Genomic DNA, 13,810 nt, shown 5'->3' on the forward strand with positions numbered 1-13,810 from the left:
GCGGTCGCAGATATCGAGCTGCACGAAGCGGTGCAGGCCGGGATTGGGCAGGTTGGCGATGTTGTCCAGGTTGGCGGCATAGGTCAGCTTGTCCACCGTCACCACCGACTCGCCAGCCGCATTGAGCTGCCGCACCAGCGCCGAGCCGATGAACCCGGCACCACCGGTCACGATTACCGTCATCGCCGAAAATCTCCCAAAAATAGTCCCCCTGTATAACCCGGACAGCCCGGACTCGCCAGACGCGCCCAGGCACGCCATATTCTGCGCCATGGCCAAAGCACAGACCCTGAGCATCGAGCGCGAGATCGAGGATCCGGACCGTTTCGCGGACGCGAATTTCCCGGAATTCCTGCCCCATCGCCCGGAACGCCCGGACAAGAGCGAGGGCGGCATCGCCTATGACCTGCAGGCCCCCTATGAGCCGGCCGGCGACCAGCCGACCGCCATCGCGGAACTGACCGAGGGGGCAGCCAAGGGCGAACGCGACCAGGTGCTGCTCGGCGTCACCGGTTCCGGCAAGACCTTCACCATGGCCCAGATCATCGCCCGCTCCGGCCGCCCGGCGATGATCCTGGCGCCGAACAAGACCCTGGCCGCCCAGCTCTATGGCGAGATGAAGAACTTCTTCCCCAACAACGCGGTGGAATACTTCGTCTCCTATTACGACTATTACCAGCCGGAAGCCTACGTCCCACGCAGCGACACCTATATCGAGAAGGACGCGGCGGTGAACGAGCAGATCGACCGCATGCGCCACTCGGCGACGCGCGCGCTGCTGGAACGCGACGATGTGATCATCGTCGCCTCGGTTTCCTGCATCTACGGTATCGGCTCAGTGGAAACCTACACCGCCATGACCCTGGCGCTGGAAGCCGGCAAGATGCTGGATCGCGACCTGCTGCTGCGCCGCCTGGTGGAACTGCAATACCGCCGCAACGATGCCGCCTTCCAGCGCGGCGCTTTCCGCGTGCGTGGCGACGGCATCGAAATCTTCCCCTCCCATATGGAAGACCGCGCCTGGCGCCTGTCGCTGTTCGGCGACGAACTGGAAAGCATCGTCGAATTCGATCCGCTGACCGGCCAGCGCACTGGCGAGATGAAGAGCGTGAAGCTCTATGCCAACAGCCACTATGTGACGCCGAAGCCGACGCTGCAGCAGGCTATCGAGCTGATCAAGGTGGACCTCAAGCTGCGCCTGGACGAACTGACCCGCTCGAACCGGCTGCTGGAAGCGCAGCGGCTGGAGCAGCGCACCAGCTTCGATCTGGAAATGATGGCGGCTACCGGCGCCTGCGCCGGCATCGAGAATTACTCGCGCTATCTCACCGGCCGGCCGCCGGGTGCGCCGCCGCCGACCCTGTTCGAATACCTGCCGGATAACGCGCTGCTATTCGTGGATGAAAGCCATGTCACCGTGCCGCAGATCGGCGGCATGTTCCGGGGCGACTTCCGGCGCAAGGCGACGCTGGCGGAATACGGCTTCCGCCTGCCCTCCTGCATCGACAACCGGCCGCTGCGCTTCAAGGAATGGGATCTTTTCCGGCCGCAGAGCGTGTTCGTTTCCGCCACGCCGGGCAAATGGGAAATGGAGCGCACCGGCGGCGTGTTCTCGGAACAGGTGATCCGCCCGACCGGCCTGACCGATCCGCCGGTGGAAATCCGCCCGGTGGAGCATCAGGTCGACGACCTGCTCGGCGAATGCAAGAAGGTGATCGCCAAGGGCTATCGCGTGCTGGTGACCACCCTGACCAAGCGCATGGCCGAGGACCTGACCGAATACCTCAACGACAACGCCATGAAGGTGCGCTACCTGCATTCCGACATCGACACCCTGGAACGCATCGAAATCCTGCGCGACCTGCGGCTCGGCGTGTTTGACATCCTGATCGGCATCAATCTGCTGCGCGAGGGCCTCGACATCCCGGAATGCGCCCTGGTGGCGATTTTGGATGCCGACAAGGAAGGCTTCCTGCGCAGCGAGACCTCGCTGATCCAGACCATCGGTCGCGCCGCGCGCAATGTCGATGGCCGCGTCATCCTTTATGCTGACAAGATGACCAATTCGATGCGCCGCGCGCTGGACGAGACCGACCGTCGCCGCGCCAAGCAGCAGGCTTATAACGCCGCCCACGGCATCACGCCGGAAAGCGTGCGTACCCAGATCGGCGATATCCTGCAAAGCGTCTACGAGCAGGACCACTATACCGTGGACGTGGAGCATGCCAGCGACGGTCATCTGGTCGGCCACAATCTCAAGACCCATCTCGCCGAGTTGGAGAAGCGCATGCGCGAGGCCGCCGGCAACCTGGAATTCGAGGAAGCCGCCCGGCTGCGCGACGAGATCAAGCGCCTGGAATTGAGCGAACTGGAACTGCCCGGTACCATGGTGGTGCGCAAGCCGCTCGGCCTGGCGGAAGACGCCGCCACCTATACCGCGCCGCGTCCTGGCGGGCGCTCCACCGCCGGCCGCGCCGGCAGCAAACGCACCTATCGCGGCAGCGGCAAGCGGCGATGAGCACCATCGACAGCAAAGCCCCCACGGCTTTAGTCACCGGCGGCGCCGTGCGCATCGGCCGCGCCATCGCGCTGGCGCTGGCCGAACGCGGCTATGCCGTGGCGGTGCATTACAATCAATCGCGCGCCGAGGCCGAGGCGGTGGTGGCCGAGATTGCCGCGCGCGGTGGCCGCGCTGCCGCCATCCAGGCCGATCTCGGCGACCATGACGCGGTGCTGAAACTGCTGCCCGAGGCAGCCGCCGCATTGGGGCCGGTATCGCTGCTGGTGAACAATGCCTCGCTGTTCGAGTATGACCGCATCGACAGCGCCGACCTCGCCTCCTGGCAGCGCCACATGGATGCCAACCTGCGCGCGCCGTTCTTTCTCGCCCAGGCACTCGCCGCCGCCCTGCCGCAGGGCGTCGCCGGCAATATCGTCAATATCATCGATCAGCGGGTCTGGCGCCTGACGCCGCATTTCGCCACCTACACGTTGTCGAAGGCCGGGCTGTGGACCCTGACCCAGACGCTCGCCATGGCGCTGGCGCCGCGTATCCGCGTCAACGGCATCGGGCCCGGCCCGGTGCTGCCGAGCAGCCGCCAGTCGGCGGAACAATTCGCCCAGCAATGGCGCTCGACGCCGCTGCAGCGCGGCGCACACCCGGAAGAGATCGCCGCAGGGGTATTGTTCCTGCTTGACGCGCCGGCCATGACCGGCCAAATGATCGCCCTGGATGGCGGCCAGCATCTGCCCTGGCCGTCACCCGGAACCGGTGCCGCCACCGATCCGGAGGAATGAGATGACCATTCACGACCGCGCCCGTGCCGTCTGGGCCGATTTTCCGCTGCCGTCGCTGCCGGCGAAAACCCTGCGCCGCGTCTTCGTGCGCGACCTTACCCTGATGGCCAGCATCGGCATCTATGATGCCGAGCGCGAACACCGCCAGCGGGTTGTGATCAATCTCGACTTGTGGGTGCAGGAGACGCCCGGCGAACCGCCGAGCGGCTATGCCGACGTGGTCTGCTACGAGCAACTGGTGAACCGCACCAAGGTATTGCTTGAGGAAGGCCATATCGATCTGGTGGAAACCCTGGCCGAAAAGCTGGCGCAACTGTGCCTTGCCGATCCTCGCGTGCAGCGCACGCGCGTTAGGGTGGAGAAGCCGGACGCGATATCTGCCGCCGCCGGTGTGGGCGTTGAAATTGAACGGGTTGCAGGCTGATTTTCCTCAAAAGGAATTTGTATTGCCCGCCGATATCGACCTTGACTTTGAGGGCGAGTTCGAATCCCGACCCGAGGTTTGTACACAGCGCCCGGCCCCGCTTGTTGCGATGCACCAAATTTATGTCAGTCCGCCGCAACGCTGTGGATAAGCCGGGAAAGCCCGTGCAGAACAACAGCTTGTACGCAGGGTCGGATGTGACGCATACAGCCTTTGCCGGGTTCCCGGTGGAGAAAACCACAATATGGGGATAGTTTCCCCACAAAGTTATCCACAGGCTTGGGGCGCTTTCGTCAAGGCCGTGTAATCATTGGATTTTCTGAGCCAGCAAGCTGCGCATGAGCGAGTCGGAGCGGATCGAATCAGACGCCGGAATGCCCGGAAAAATGCCCAGCGATGAGGCGTTGCCGAGCGGGCTTGAGCGCGGCGCGGCGGTTATCCAGCAAAGTCTGAAAAACCTGCCGCTGGGTCCTGGCGTCTATCGCATGATCGGTGCGAACGACGTTGTGCTCTATATCGGCAAGGCGCGCAGCCTGCGCAAGCGTGTCGCCAACTACGCGAAGCTGAACGGCCTGAGCATCCGTATACAGCGCATGGTGCGCCAGGTGATGCGCGTCGACGTTACGGTGACGCATACCGAAGCGGAAGCCTTGCTGCTCGAAGCCAACCTGGTGAAGCAGTTGCAGCCGCATTTCAACGTGCTGCTGAAAGACGACAAGTCTTTTCCCTATATCCTGGTTGCCCGCGACCATGAATTCCCGCGCATCACCAAGCATCGCGGCGCGCGCAATATTCCTGGCGATTATTTTGGCCCCTTCGCTTCCACCGGTGCGGTCAATACCATGCTGCATGCGCTGGCCCGCGCCTTCCCCCTGCGCAACTGCAGCGACAGCGATTTCGCCAGCCGTGCCCGCCCGTGTTTGCAGTATCAGATCAAACGCTGCCGTGCGCCCTGCGTCGGCCGCATTGATGCGGCGGGCTATAGCGGCATCGTGGATGAGGCGCGCGACTTCCTCTCGGGCCGCAACCGCGCGGTGCTCACCGAATGGCAGCAGCGCATGCAGGCGGCCAGCGAGCGGCTGGATTTCGAGACAGCAGCGGAATTGCGCGACCGCATCCGCGCCCTGGCGCATATCAGCCAGAAGCAGGACGTCAACCTCACCGGCATCGACTATGCCGACGTGATCGCCGCCCATGCCGAAGGCGGCCAGGTCTGCGTGCAGATTTTCTTCTTTCGCGCCGGGCAGAATTTCGGCAACCACGCCTATTTCCCGTCTCATGCCCGCGATGTCGAGATCGGCGACGTGCTGGATGCCTTCATCGGCCAGTTCTATGCCCAGCGCGAACCGCCGAAACTGATCCTGCTGAGCCACCCGGTAGAGAATGTGGAACTGATCGCCGAGGCGCTGAGCCAGCATGCCGGCTTCAAGGTGGAGGTGGCGATACCGCAACGCGGCACCAAGCGCGACCTGGTGGAGCATGCCATCAACAACGCGCGCGATGCGCTGCGGCGCAAGATGGCGGAAAGCGCCACCCAGCGCGAATTGCTCGCCGGCGTCGCCGCGCTGTTCGCCCTGGAAGCGCCGCCCGCGCGTATCGAGGTCTACGACAACAGCCATATCCAGGGCCGCCATGCGGTCGGCGGCATGATCGTGGCCGGGCCCGAGGGCCTGCGCAAATCGGCCTACCGCAAATTCAACATCCGCAGCGAGGACCTGGTGCCGGGCGACGATTACGGCATGATGCGCGAGGTGCTGACCCGCCGCTTCCAGCGCCTGCTTAAGGAAAAGAGCCTCGAAGCGGACGCCGCAGCCGAGGCCGAGGCCGAGGCCCTTCCTGAAACTGAAGCCGAAACCGAAGCCGCCGGCGAGAATGGCGAGGCTTTGGAAACACCCGCGACGCGCCAGCGCAACGAAGGCGAATGGCCGGACCTGATCGTGATCGATGGCGGCCGCGGCCAGTTGGCGGCGGCGATGCAGGTGCTGCAGGATCTCGGCATCCCGGAACAGCCGGTGGTGGCGATCGCCAAGGGGCCGGAGCGCAATGCCGGGCGCGAGCAGTTCTTCCTGCCGAACCGCGAGCCGTTCATGCTGGAACCGCGCCACCCGGTGCTGTTCTTCCTGCAACGACTGCGCGATGAGGCGCACCGCTTTGCCATCGGCACCCACCGCGCCAAGCGCGCCAAGGACCAGTTCCGCTCGCCGCTGGATGAAATCGCCGGCATTGGCGCCTCACGGAAAAAGGCCCTGCTGCTGCATTTCGGCTCGGCCAAGGATGTGGCCCGCGCCGGCCTCTCCGACCTGGAAGCCGCGCCGGGCATCAGCAAGGCGGTGGCGAAGAAAATCTATGATCATTTCCATGGCGGCTAGGCCTTTCCATGGCGGCCTGGATGCGGCCCGAGCCTGTGCTAAAGCGCGGCGGTATGCGATAATCCGGCCATGCTGAGCAGCCTGCCCAACCTGCTTACCCTCTCGCGCATCCTGGCCATCCCGGCAATCTGCGCCGCCTTCTACCTGCCCGGCGCCTGGAGCGCCTGGGTGCCACTGGCGCTGTTCGCCGCCGCCGGCATCACCGACTGGTTCGATGGCTACCTGGCGCGCAAATGGGGCCAGATGTCGAATCTCGGCCGCTTCCTCGATCCGGTCGCCGACAAGCTGCTGGTCTGCGCCGTGATTTTGATGCTGATTGCCTTCGAGCGCATTGACCGCATCACCTGCCTCGCCGCCGTGGTGATCATGTGCCGCGAGATCACCGTGACGGGCCTGCGCGAATTCCTTGCCGAGCTGCGCGTCAAGGTGCCGGTGAGCCGGCTGGCGAAGTGGAAGACCACGGCGCAGCTCATCGCGCTCGGCTTCCTGATCGTCGGCGACTATGCCTTCGCCTGGCTTCATGCCCGCTTCATCGGCGAGGTGCTGATCTGGATCGCCGCCATCCTCACGCTCTATACCGGCTGGGATTATCTGATCACCGGCCTGCGCCACATGGCGGCGAGCGATGCGGCGAAAAGCGATGCCGATGCCAAGTCGGGCAATGGCAATGACTCGAAAGCCGCGGAATGATCAAGCTGCTGTATTTCGCTACGTTGCGTGAACGCATCGGGCTGGCGGAGGAATCGCTCGCGCTGCCCGCCAGTATCACCACCGTCGGCGCCCTGCTCGACTGGTTGCGCCAGCGCGGCCCGGAATATCAGCGCGCCCTCACCGATCCGGCCATGGTGCGCGTGGCGGTGAACCAGGATTACGCCCGCAGCGACGATGCGGTGAAGCCCGGCGATGAAGTGGCGCTGTTTCCGCCGGTCACCGGGGGCTAGAGCATGCAGCCGGAAATCCGCGTCCAGCGCGAGGATTTCGATATCGGCGCCGAGATGGAGCGCCTGACACGCGGCCGGCACCAGATCGGCGGCGTGGTCAGCTTCACCGGCCTGGTGCGTGACATCGCGCCTGACGGTATGGGTCAGTCCAGCCTGACGCTGGAGCATTATCCCGGCATGACCGAACGCCAGCTCGAGGCCATCGCGGCGGAAGCCTGGAACCGCTGGCCGCTGGATGCCTGCCTGGTGATCCACCGCTATGGCAAGCTGCTGCCCGGCGACCGCATCGTGCTGGTGATCGCTGCTTCCGCGCACCGCCAGGCCGCCTTCGAGGCCTGCGCCTTCCTGATGGACTGGCTGAAAACCAAGGCGCCGTTCTGGAAGCTGGAGGAAGCCGCCGGGGAGCGCCGCTGGGTTGCCGCCAAGGCCGAGGATGATGCGGCGGCACAGCGTTGGTCCCAGGACTAGTGGACCGCTCCGCGAGTAATCGAGGCGGTGATAATCCCGGCCAGGATGCTCGCAGGCCGCAAACCGCCCCCTGCAACCGGCGTTTCATTTTCAATTGTCCCATTGCAGGCCCGCATGCTAGCGTTCGCGGCCCTCAGGGGTGGGGGTTCAGAGGACCGACAGGGATGTGGGGCAAAGGTAATAACCGGCCAGGCGGAGCGTGGCCGTGAGTCAGCCGCTGACGGCTGCACCGCCGGCGACGTTCGCGCCGAGCGTGACCACTGATGTATTGCGCACCGATTCGCTGCGTACGTTGCTCGCCTATTGGCGCGACAAGACCCGCGAACGCAACGGCATGCTGCCAGCGCGGCGCGATCTGCGGCCCGACGACATGGTCGGTTTCCTTAGCTGCGTGTCGCTGATCAATGTCTACAGCAATCCGCGCCGCTTCCAGTTCCGCCTGGTCGGCACCGGCATCGTGCAGCAGATGGGCCGCGAGAGCACCAGCCAATGGGTGAATGAAGGCCTGTTCGCCGACCGCGCCTCGAAAGTCTTCGGCTTCTTCTCGATCCCGGTGGATACGCGCGGCCCCGCCTTCGCCGCCGGGCATTACGTCGTGCAGCCGAGCAACCGCGTGCTGCAATTCGAGACCGTGCTGGCGCCGCTCTCGTCCGATGGCCATGGCGTCGACATGCTGCTCGGCGGCCTGGTCGGCGAAGCGCTGCAACATGGCGAAGTCATCCGCCAGTTCGACTACGAACGCGTCCACCCGCTGCTGCTGGACTAGGCCTGCTTCATCATACCCACCTATTTCGTCATTCCCGCGAAAGCGGGAAACCCATTTTTGCTGTCTGTAATGGGACCCTCGCGTTCGCGAGGGGGACGGAACTCAGCTAGTACCGTCATGGTCCGCGTTCGCGGACCATGACGTGGTAGGAAATGCAAATGCCCGGGTGTTGGCCCGGGCATCGCAACTCAAGTGCCTCCGGCGCTAGTCCGGGGGAATGCGGTATGCGTCCTACTCCGCCGCCGCCTTGCGCGGGCGGATGGCGCCCTCGAAGGCATCGATCATCTGCTTGCAGAGCGGGCCCGGGGTGAAGCGGTACGGGCCAATCTCGGAAACCGGCGTCACCTCGGCAGCGGTGCCGGTGAGGAAGCATTCGGAGAAGCCGCTCATTTCTTCCGGCTGGATCACGCGCTCGATCACCTCGATGCCGCGTGCCTTGGCCAGCGCGATGACGGCGCGGCGCGTGATGCCATCCAGGAAGCAATCCGGGATCGGGGTATGCAGCTTGCCGTCCTTGGCGAAGAACACGTTGGCGCCGGTGGCTTCCGCCACCTGGCCGCGCCAATCGAGCATCAGCGCATCCTGGTAGCCATCGCGCTCGGCCTTATGCTTGGAGAGCGTGCAGATCATGTACAGGCCCGCCGCCTTCGCCTTGGTCGGCGCAGTGTTCGGGGCCGGGCGGCGCCAGTCGCTGAGCTGCAGGCGGATGCCCTTCATCTTGGCTTCCGGCGAGAAGTAGCTCGGCCATTCCCACACGGCAATCGCCAGATGGATCTTCGAGCTCTGGGCGGAAACGCCCATCATCTCGGAGCCGCGCCAGGCAATCGGGCGGATGTAGCAGTCGCGGAAACCGTTCTTGGCCACGGTATCGCGGGTCGCCTGGTCGATCTGCTCCAGGGTGTAGGGAATCTCGAAGTCCAGCAGCTTGGCGGAATCGATCAGGCGCTGGCTATGCTCGGTCAGCTTGAACACTTCGCCGTCATAGGCGCGCTCGCCCTCGAACACCGCCGAGGCATAATGCAGCGCATGGCTCAGTACATGCAGCTTGGCTTCCCGGTGGGGGATGAAGCCGCCGTCATACCAGACCCAGCCATCGCGATCGTCATAGGATTGAGTGCTCATGGTTACGCTCCTGCGCTGCTTCGCTTTTGCCCGGCGAAATACTGCCACTCGCCTAAGCAATTGTCGCCAAATGCATCAATCGGGTACTAATATTACCCGATATTTGCCAATCAGGTAACATTATGATCAAAGTATGTCAACATCCCTGCCATATTTTTTGCTCTCCCGCCCTCCCCGGCCTGCACTTGGCCTTGCGGCGACTCCGGTCCTTGCCCCATATACGAAGCCATGAGCGACCTCAAAACCATGGCCAACCCGTTGTTTCTGCGCGAGGACGAGTTGCGCCAGGGCATCGAGCTGCTGTTCTACGCCTACCGCGACTTCACCCGCGGCCCGGATGAGATCCTCGACCAGTATGGCTTCGGCCGGGCGCATCACCGGGCGCTGCATTTCATCGGCGGCCATGCCGGCATCACGGTGGCGGAATTGCTGAGCATCCTGCGCATCACCAAGCAGAGCCTCTCGCGTGTGCTGTCGGCACTGATCGAAGGCGGCTTCGTGCGTCAGCAGCAGGGCACGCGCGACCGCCGCCAACGCCAGCTTTTCCTCACCGAGGCCGGCCGCAACCTGGAACGCCAGATCAGCGCCGTGCAGCAGGCCAAGGTGGCCGAGGCCTATCGCGAGGCTGGCGCCGAGGCCGTGGCCGGCTATCGCAAGGTGCTGGCCGGCCTGATCGACGAACCGGCGCGGGCGGCGGTCCTGCGCTCGATCCAGCGGCGCTGACGGAGCGGGCGATGGGCGGCGAGCAGGCGCATCTCCTGGTCATCGACGACGACGAGCGTATCCGCACGCTGCTGACACGCTATCTCACCAGCAATGCCGGCTTCCGCGTCACCGGCGCCGACAGCGCCGAGGATGCCAGCGCCAAGCTGGCCGCCGTCACCTTCGATCTGCTGATTGTCGATGTGATGATGCCGGGGCAGAACGGTTTCGATTTCGTCGCCGGCCTGCGCAAGACCGGCAACAGCGTGCCGGTGGTGCTGCTGACCGCGCGCGGCGAGGCCGAGGACCGCATCACCGGCCTGGAAAGCGGCGCCGACGATTATCTGCCCAAGCCCTTCGAGCCGCGCGAGCTGGTGCTGCGCATCCAGGCAATCCTGAACCGCGCGCAGCGTGCCGCCCCGGTGGCGCCTTCGGCCAAGCCGGTGCATTTCGGCGATTTCCAGTTCGATATCGTGCGCGGCGAGTTGAAGCGCGGCGAAGAGATCGTGCCGCTCACCACGGGCGAAGCCGCCTTGCTGCGTGTGCTGGCCCGCCGGCCCGGTGCCACGGTGCCACGGGCCGCGCTGGCCGCCGATGGCCAGGGTAGCACCGCCGCCAGCGGCAATGCCTCGGCCAGCGAAAGCCGCGCCGTCGATGTGCAGATCACGCGGCTGCGCCGCAAGATCGAGGAAGACCCGCGCAACCCACGCTACCTGCAAACGGTGTGGGGCGAGGGCTACGTGCTCTGGGCGGAATAAGCCTCATGCTGAAACGCATCCTGCCACGCAGCCTGTTCGGCCGCTGGCTGCTGATGCTGGTGATCCCGGTGCTGGCGCTGCAGGGCATCGTCACCTATGCCTTCTACGAACGCCATTGGGATACCGTCAGCCGCCGTCTGGCGCTCGGCCTGGCCGGCGATATCGGCATGATGATCGAGATCTACGAGCGCACCAAGGGCACGCCGCAATTCGATGAGTATGTCTCGCTGGCTTATGCGCGGATGCAGATCGAGGTGCGCGTGCTGCCCGGCGCCAAGCTGCCCACCGACCTGCCGCCGCCGCGCAACTGGTCGATCCTAGACCGCATGCTGAACCAGGCCCTGTCCGAGATCATCGACGAGCCCTTCGCCATCGACACCCAGCGCGGCGACGACAATATCGCCGTGCTGGTGGAACTGCCCGAGGGGCTGATGGTGACTTTGGCCCGCGCCAAGCGGGTGTATTCCACCTCCACCTATATCTTCATCATGTGGATGGCTGGCGGCTCGCTGCTGCTGCTCGGCATCGCCGCTGTCTTCATGCGCAACCAGATCCGCCCGATCCGCCGCCTGGCGCAGGCCGCCGATGCCTTCGGCAAAGGCCGCGACATGCCTGGCTTCCGGCCCTCGGGCGCTACGGAGGTGCGCGCTGCGGCGCTGGCCTTCCTGGCAATGCGCGACCGCATCCGCCGCCATATCCGCGAACGTACCGAGATGCTGGCCGGTGTCAGCCACGATCTGCGTACGCCGCTCACCCGGATGAAGCTGCAGCTTTCCATGATGGAGCAGGATGCCGAGGCCGACGAGTTGAAGCGCGATCTGGCCGAAATGGAAACCATGATCAACGCCTACCTCGCCTTCGCGCGCGGCCAGACCGAACAGAGCACCGAGCCGACCGACCTCGGCGACCTGCTGCGCGAGGTGGCCGATGATGTACGCCGCAGCGGCCGGCAGGTCGATATGTCGGTGGAAAGCGCACCCGTGCTGCCGCTGCGCCGGCTGGGCTTCAAACGCGCGCTCGCCAATCTGGTGGAGAATGCGCTGCGCTATGGCAGCAAGGTGCGGGTGGAAAGCGTCGCGGTGCCGGGTGGTATCGAAATCCATGTCGACGACAATGGCCCCGGCATCCCGGAGAAGGAGCGGCACAAGGTGTTCCGCCCGTTCCACCGCGCCGACCCGGCGCGCTATTCCGGCCAGGGCAATGCTGGCCTCGGCCTCTCCATCGCCCGCGATGCCGTGCTGGCCCATGGCGGCGATATCAGCCTGCGCGACTCACCGCTCGGCGGCCTGCGCGTCTGCATCAAGCTGCCGCTGTAGCGTCTGGCTTCGATTATTCCGTTGCTGCCGGTGCGGCGACGCTGAATTTGCGCTCGGCCTGCACGCGGCCGGCGCTGTCCTGCAACTGCACCACCCACTCGCCGGGAGAAAGCCGAATTTGCGACCAGATGCGCCAGTTGCGGCTGACATCGACGCGGGCGCGCGACTTGGCGACTTCGCGGTCGCCCTGCATCCAGCGGAAATAGAAGGTTTCGCCGCTGCCCACATTGGTGCAGTCAAGCCGGGCAAAGGCATAGCCGCGCTCGGTGCCGGCCTCGTAACGCTCCACCTCGCCCTGCGGCTCGAGATTGTTCACCTGTCGCGCAGTGACGAACTGGCGCACCACGCAATCATGCTCGGCTGGTGCCGCAGTCTGCGCCTGGGCGAGAACCGGCCAAGCAAACAGGCAGGGGATGGCGAAGAAAGGCAGAAGACGCAGCATGGTGATGGGGCGATGCGATGAAGCGCGAGACGGCGCGGTTGCTTGTTGGGCGGTTGCTTGTTGGCGGTTTTGCCTGATTGTCTGTGGCCCGATTGTCTGCGGCATTGGCGCGGGGGTCAACCCATGCCCCCGTGCAGCCCTGCCTCAGAACATGCGGCCACCATTCTCCACGCGTTGATCCGGACCAAGCAACACTACCTGACCTTGCGTATCTGGCAGGCCCAACACCAGCACCTCGGAGAGAAACGGCCCGATCTGGCGCGGCGGGAAATTCACCACCGCGATCACCTGCCGCCCGATCAGAGCATCCGGTGTGTAATGCGCCGTGATCTGCGCCGAGGATTTCTTCACGCCGATATGCGGCCCGAAATCCACCTTCAACTTGATCGCCGGCTTGCGCGCCTCGGGAAACGGCTCGGCACCGACAATGGTACCGACGCGGATATCAACCTTGTGGAAGTCATCAATGCTGATCATGACGCGACCTGTCTCAAGCGAAAACAAAACGGGCGGGAGTTGCCTCCCGCCCGCTGTTTGAACCGATTTACTGGCTGCTGTCGATAGTCTGACTGCTTAAGCTACTCTGGCTGCTTAGTGGGCGCCCAGCTTGGCGAAAGCGGCGCGCACTTCCTCAACCACTTCAGTGGCGCGCTTGTTCAGGGTCTCGTAGGTCTCGGCATTGGTCTTGGCCGCCATTTCGGCCAGTTCCTTGAGGTTGACCAAGGCCTTCTCGACGGCGGCCTTGACCTGCTCGGCCTGCTTGGTCGGGTTGACGTCCTTGGCACCCTTGGCCATCACATCCTTGACCTGGGCCTGCACTTCGTCGATCGACTGCTGGAACAGTTCGGCCTGACGCTTGGCCAGCGCCTGATAACCGTCGAACGCCTTCTTGTTGGCGCTGGCGATGGCTTCCAGATTCTTCTTCTGCGCGGCGACCAGCGCCTCGGCATCGAAGCCCGGCAGCTTGTACTCGCCGAACATCTTCTGGGTGTCGAACATCTTGGCGGGGTCGAACAGCTTCTGGGCGTCGAACATCTTGCTGAAGTCGAAAGCCGCGAACGGGAACTCGGTCTTGGTCATGGAACGCTCCATCGGGGGATAGTGTTGAACAGGGTCTGGGACGGGGGCGAGACGGTGCTCGGAAAAAACCTATGCCGCGAATATAGGCACGCCCCTGCACCCGGTCAAGGGAATTTTGTGCAGTG

At 64.5% G+C, this 13,810-nt stretch carries 16 protein-coding genes; 11 read left to right on the forward strand and 5 right to left on the reverse strand.

All coding sequences use genetic code 11. The annotated features are described in order from the left end of the window. Window positions 1–183 (reverse strand): NAD-dependent epimerase/dehydratase family protein (locus V6B08_RS13350; RefSeq protein WP_341976798.1); only part of this gene is annotated, 183 nt, incomplete at its 3' end. 88 nt (window positions 184–271) lie between these two features. On the opposite strand from V6B08_RS13350, the gene uvrB reads away from it, so the two are divergent. The 8 genes from uvrB to V6B08_RS13390 all read left to right on the forward strand — a co-directional run bounded on the left by uvrB (window position 272) and on the right by V6B08_RS13390 (window position 8,265). Beyond that, window positions 272–2,518: an excinuclease ABC subunit UvrB gene (gene uvrB, locus V6B08_RS13355; RefSeq protein WP_341981670.1), complete on the forward strand. Its 2,247-nt coding sequence runs from the start codon at window positions 272–274 to the stop codon at window positions 2,516–2,518. After that, a complete protein-coding gene (locus tag V6B08_RS13360; protein WP_341981672.1) occupies window positions 2,515–3,297 on the forward strand; it encodes an SDR family oxidoreductase in 783 nt (260 codons plus the stop codon). The genes uvrB and V6B08_RS13360 overlap by 4 nt, the downstream gene beginning before the upstream one ends. A 1-nt stretch (window position 3,298) precedes the next feature. After that, window positions 3,299–3,721, forward strand: a complete 423-nt coding sequence (folB, locus tag V6B08_RS13365) for a dihydroneopterin aldolase (RefSeq protein ID WP_341981674.1) — start codon at window positions 3,299–3,301, stop codon at window positions 3,719–3,721. A gap of 386 nt (window positions 3,722–4,107) precedes the next feature. Continuing rightward, window positions 4,108–6,090: an excinuclease ABC subunit UvrC gene (gene uvrC, locus V6B08_RS13370; protein ID WP_440588814.1), complete on the forward strand. Its 1,983-nt coding sequence runs from the start codon at window positions 4,108–4,110 to the stop codon at window positions 6,088–6,090. Window positions 6,091–6,159: 69 nt separating this feature from the next. After that, window positions 6,160–6,780, forward strand: a complete 621-nt coding sequence (gene pgsA / locus V6B08_RS13375; protein WP_341981676.1) for a CDP-diacylglycerol--glycerol-3-phosphate 3-phosphatidyltransferase — start codon at window positions 6,160–6,162, stop codon at window positions 6,778–6,780. Then, complete coding sequence (gene moaD, locus V6B08_RS13380) at window positions 6,777–7,031, forward strand: molybdopterin converting factor subunit 1 (RefSeq protein WP_341981678.1); 255 nt, start codon at window positions 6,777–6,779, stop codon at window positions 7,029–7,031. The genes pgsA and moaD overlap by 4 nt, the downstream gene beginning before the upstream one ends. 3 nt (window positions 7,032–7,034) lie before the next feature. Beyond that, a complete protein-coding gene (locus V6B08_RS13385) occupies window positions 7,035–7,499 on the forward strand; it encodes a molybdenum cofactor biosynthesis protein MoaE (protein ID WP_341981680.1) in 465 nt (154 codons plus the stop codon). Between the two features lie 205 nt (window positions 7,500–7,704). After that, complete coding sequence (locus tag V6B08_RS13390) at window positions 7,705–8,265, forward strand: PAS domain-containing protein (protein WP_341981681.1); 561 nt, start codon at window positions 7,705–7,707, stop codon at window positions 8,263–8,265. A 231-nt stretch (window positions 8,266–8,496) separates the two neighbouring features. Here the strand turns inward: V6B08_RS13390 and V6B08_RS13395 are convergent, their stop codons facing one another. Beyond that, on the reverse strand, window positions 8,497–9,387 hold the full coding sequence (locus tag V6B08_RS13395; protein ID WP_341981682.1) for a branched-chain amino acid aminotransferase: 891 nt from the start codon (window positions 9,385–9,387) through the stop codon (window positions 8,497–8,499). A gap of 228 nt (window positions 9,388–9,615) precedes the next feature. Between V6B08_RS13395 and V6B08_RS13400 the strand changes: the two genes are divergently transcribed. The 3 genes from V6B08_RS13400 to V6B08_RS13410 are packed head-to-tail and all read left to right on the forward strand — an operon-like array spanning window position 9,616 to window position 12,163. Next, on the forward strand, window positions 9,616–10,110 hold the full coding sequence (locus V6B08_RS13400) for a MarR family winged helix-turn-helix transcriptional regulator (RefSeq protein WP_341981684.1): 495 nt from the start codon (window positions 9,616–9,618) through the stop codon (window positions 10,108–10,110). 11 nt (window positions 10,111–10,121) lie between these two features. Next, the gene (locus tag V6B08_RS13405; protein WP_341981686.1) at window positions 10,122–10,847 is read left to right on the forward strand and encodes a response regulator; all 726 of its coding nucleotides are present in this window, start codon (window positions 10,122–10,124) and stop codon (window positions 10,845–10,847) included. Between the two features lie 5 nt (window positions 10,848–10,852). Beyond that, window positions 10,853–12,163 (forward strand): ATP-binding protein, encoded by a 1,311-nt coding sequence (locus tag V6B08_RS13410; protein ID WP_341981688.1) that lies wholly within the window; start codon window positions 10,853–10,855, stop codon window positions 12,161–12,163. A 13-nt stretch (window positions 12,164–12,176) separates the two neighbouring features. Here V6B08_RS13410 and V6B08_RS13415 read toward each other — a convergent pair whose 3' ends face one another. The 3 genes from V6B08_RS13415 to V6B08_RS13425 form a co-directional block, all read right to left on the reverse strand. Then, window positions 12,177–12,605 carry a DUF2914 domain-containing protein gene (locus V6B08_RS13415; protein ID WP_341981690.1) on the reverse strand — a complete coding sequence of 143 codons (429 nt, stop codon included), beginning with the start codon at window positions 12,603–12,605 and terminating at the stop codon, window positions 12,177–12,179. A gap of 144 nt (window positions 12,606–12,749) precedes the next feature. Continuing rightward, a complete protein-coding gene (locus V6B08_RS13420) occupies window positions 12,750–13,082 on the reverse strand; it encodes a tRNA-binding protein (RefSeq protein ID WP_341981692.1) in 333 nt (110 codons plus the stop codon). Window positions 13,083–13,196: 114 nt separating this feature from the next. Then, window positions 13,197–13,685 carry a phasin family protein gene (locus V6B08_RS13425; RefSeq protein WP_341981694.1) on the reverse strand — a complete coding sequence of 163 codons (489 nt, stop codon included), beginning with the start codon at window positions 13,683–13,685 and terminating at the stop codon, window positions 13,197–13,199. Between the last annotated feature and the right edge of the window lie 125 nt (window positions 13,686–13,810).

Origin of the sequence: Ferrovibrio sp. MS7 (genome assembly GCF_038404985.1) — a bacterium.
Classification (GTDB): Bacteria; Pseudomonadota; Alphaproteobacteria; order Ferrovibrionales; family Ferrovibrionaceae; genus Ferrovibrio; species Ferrovibrio plantarum.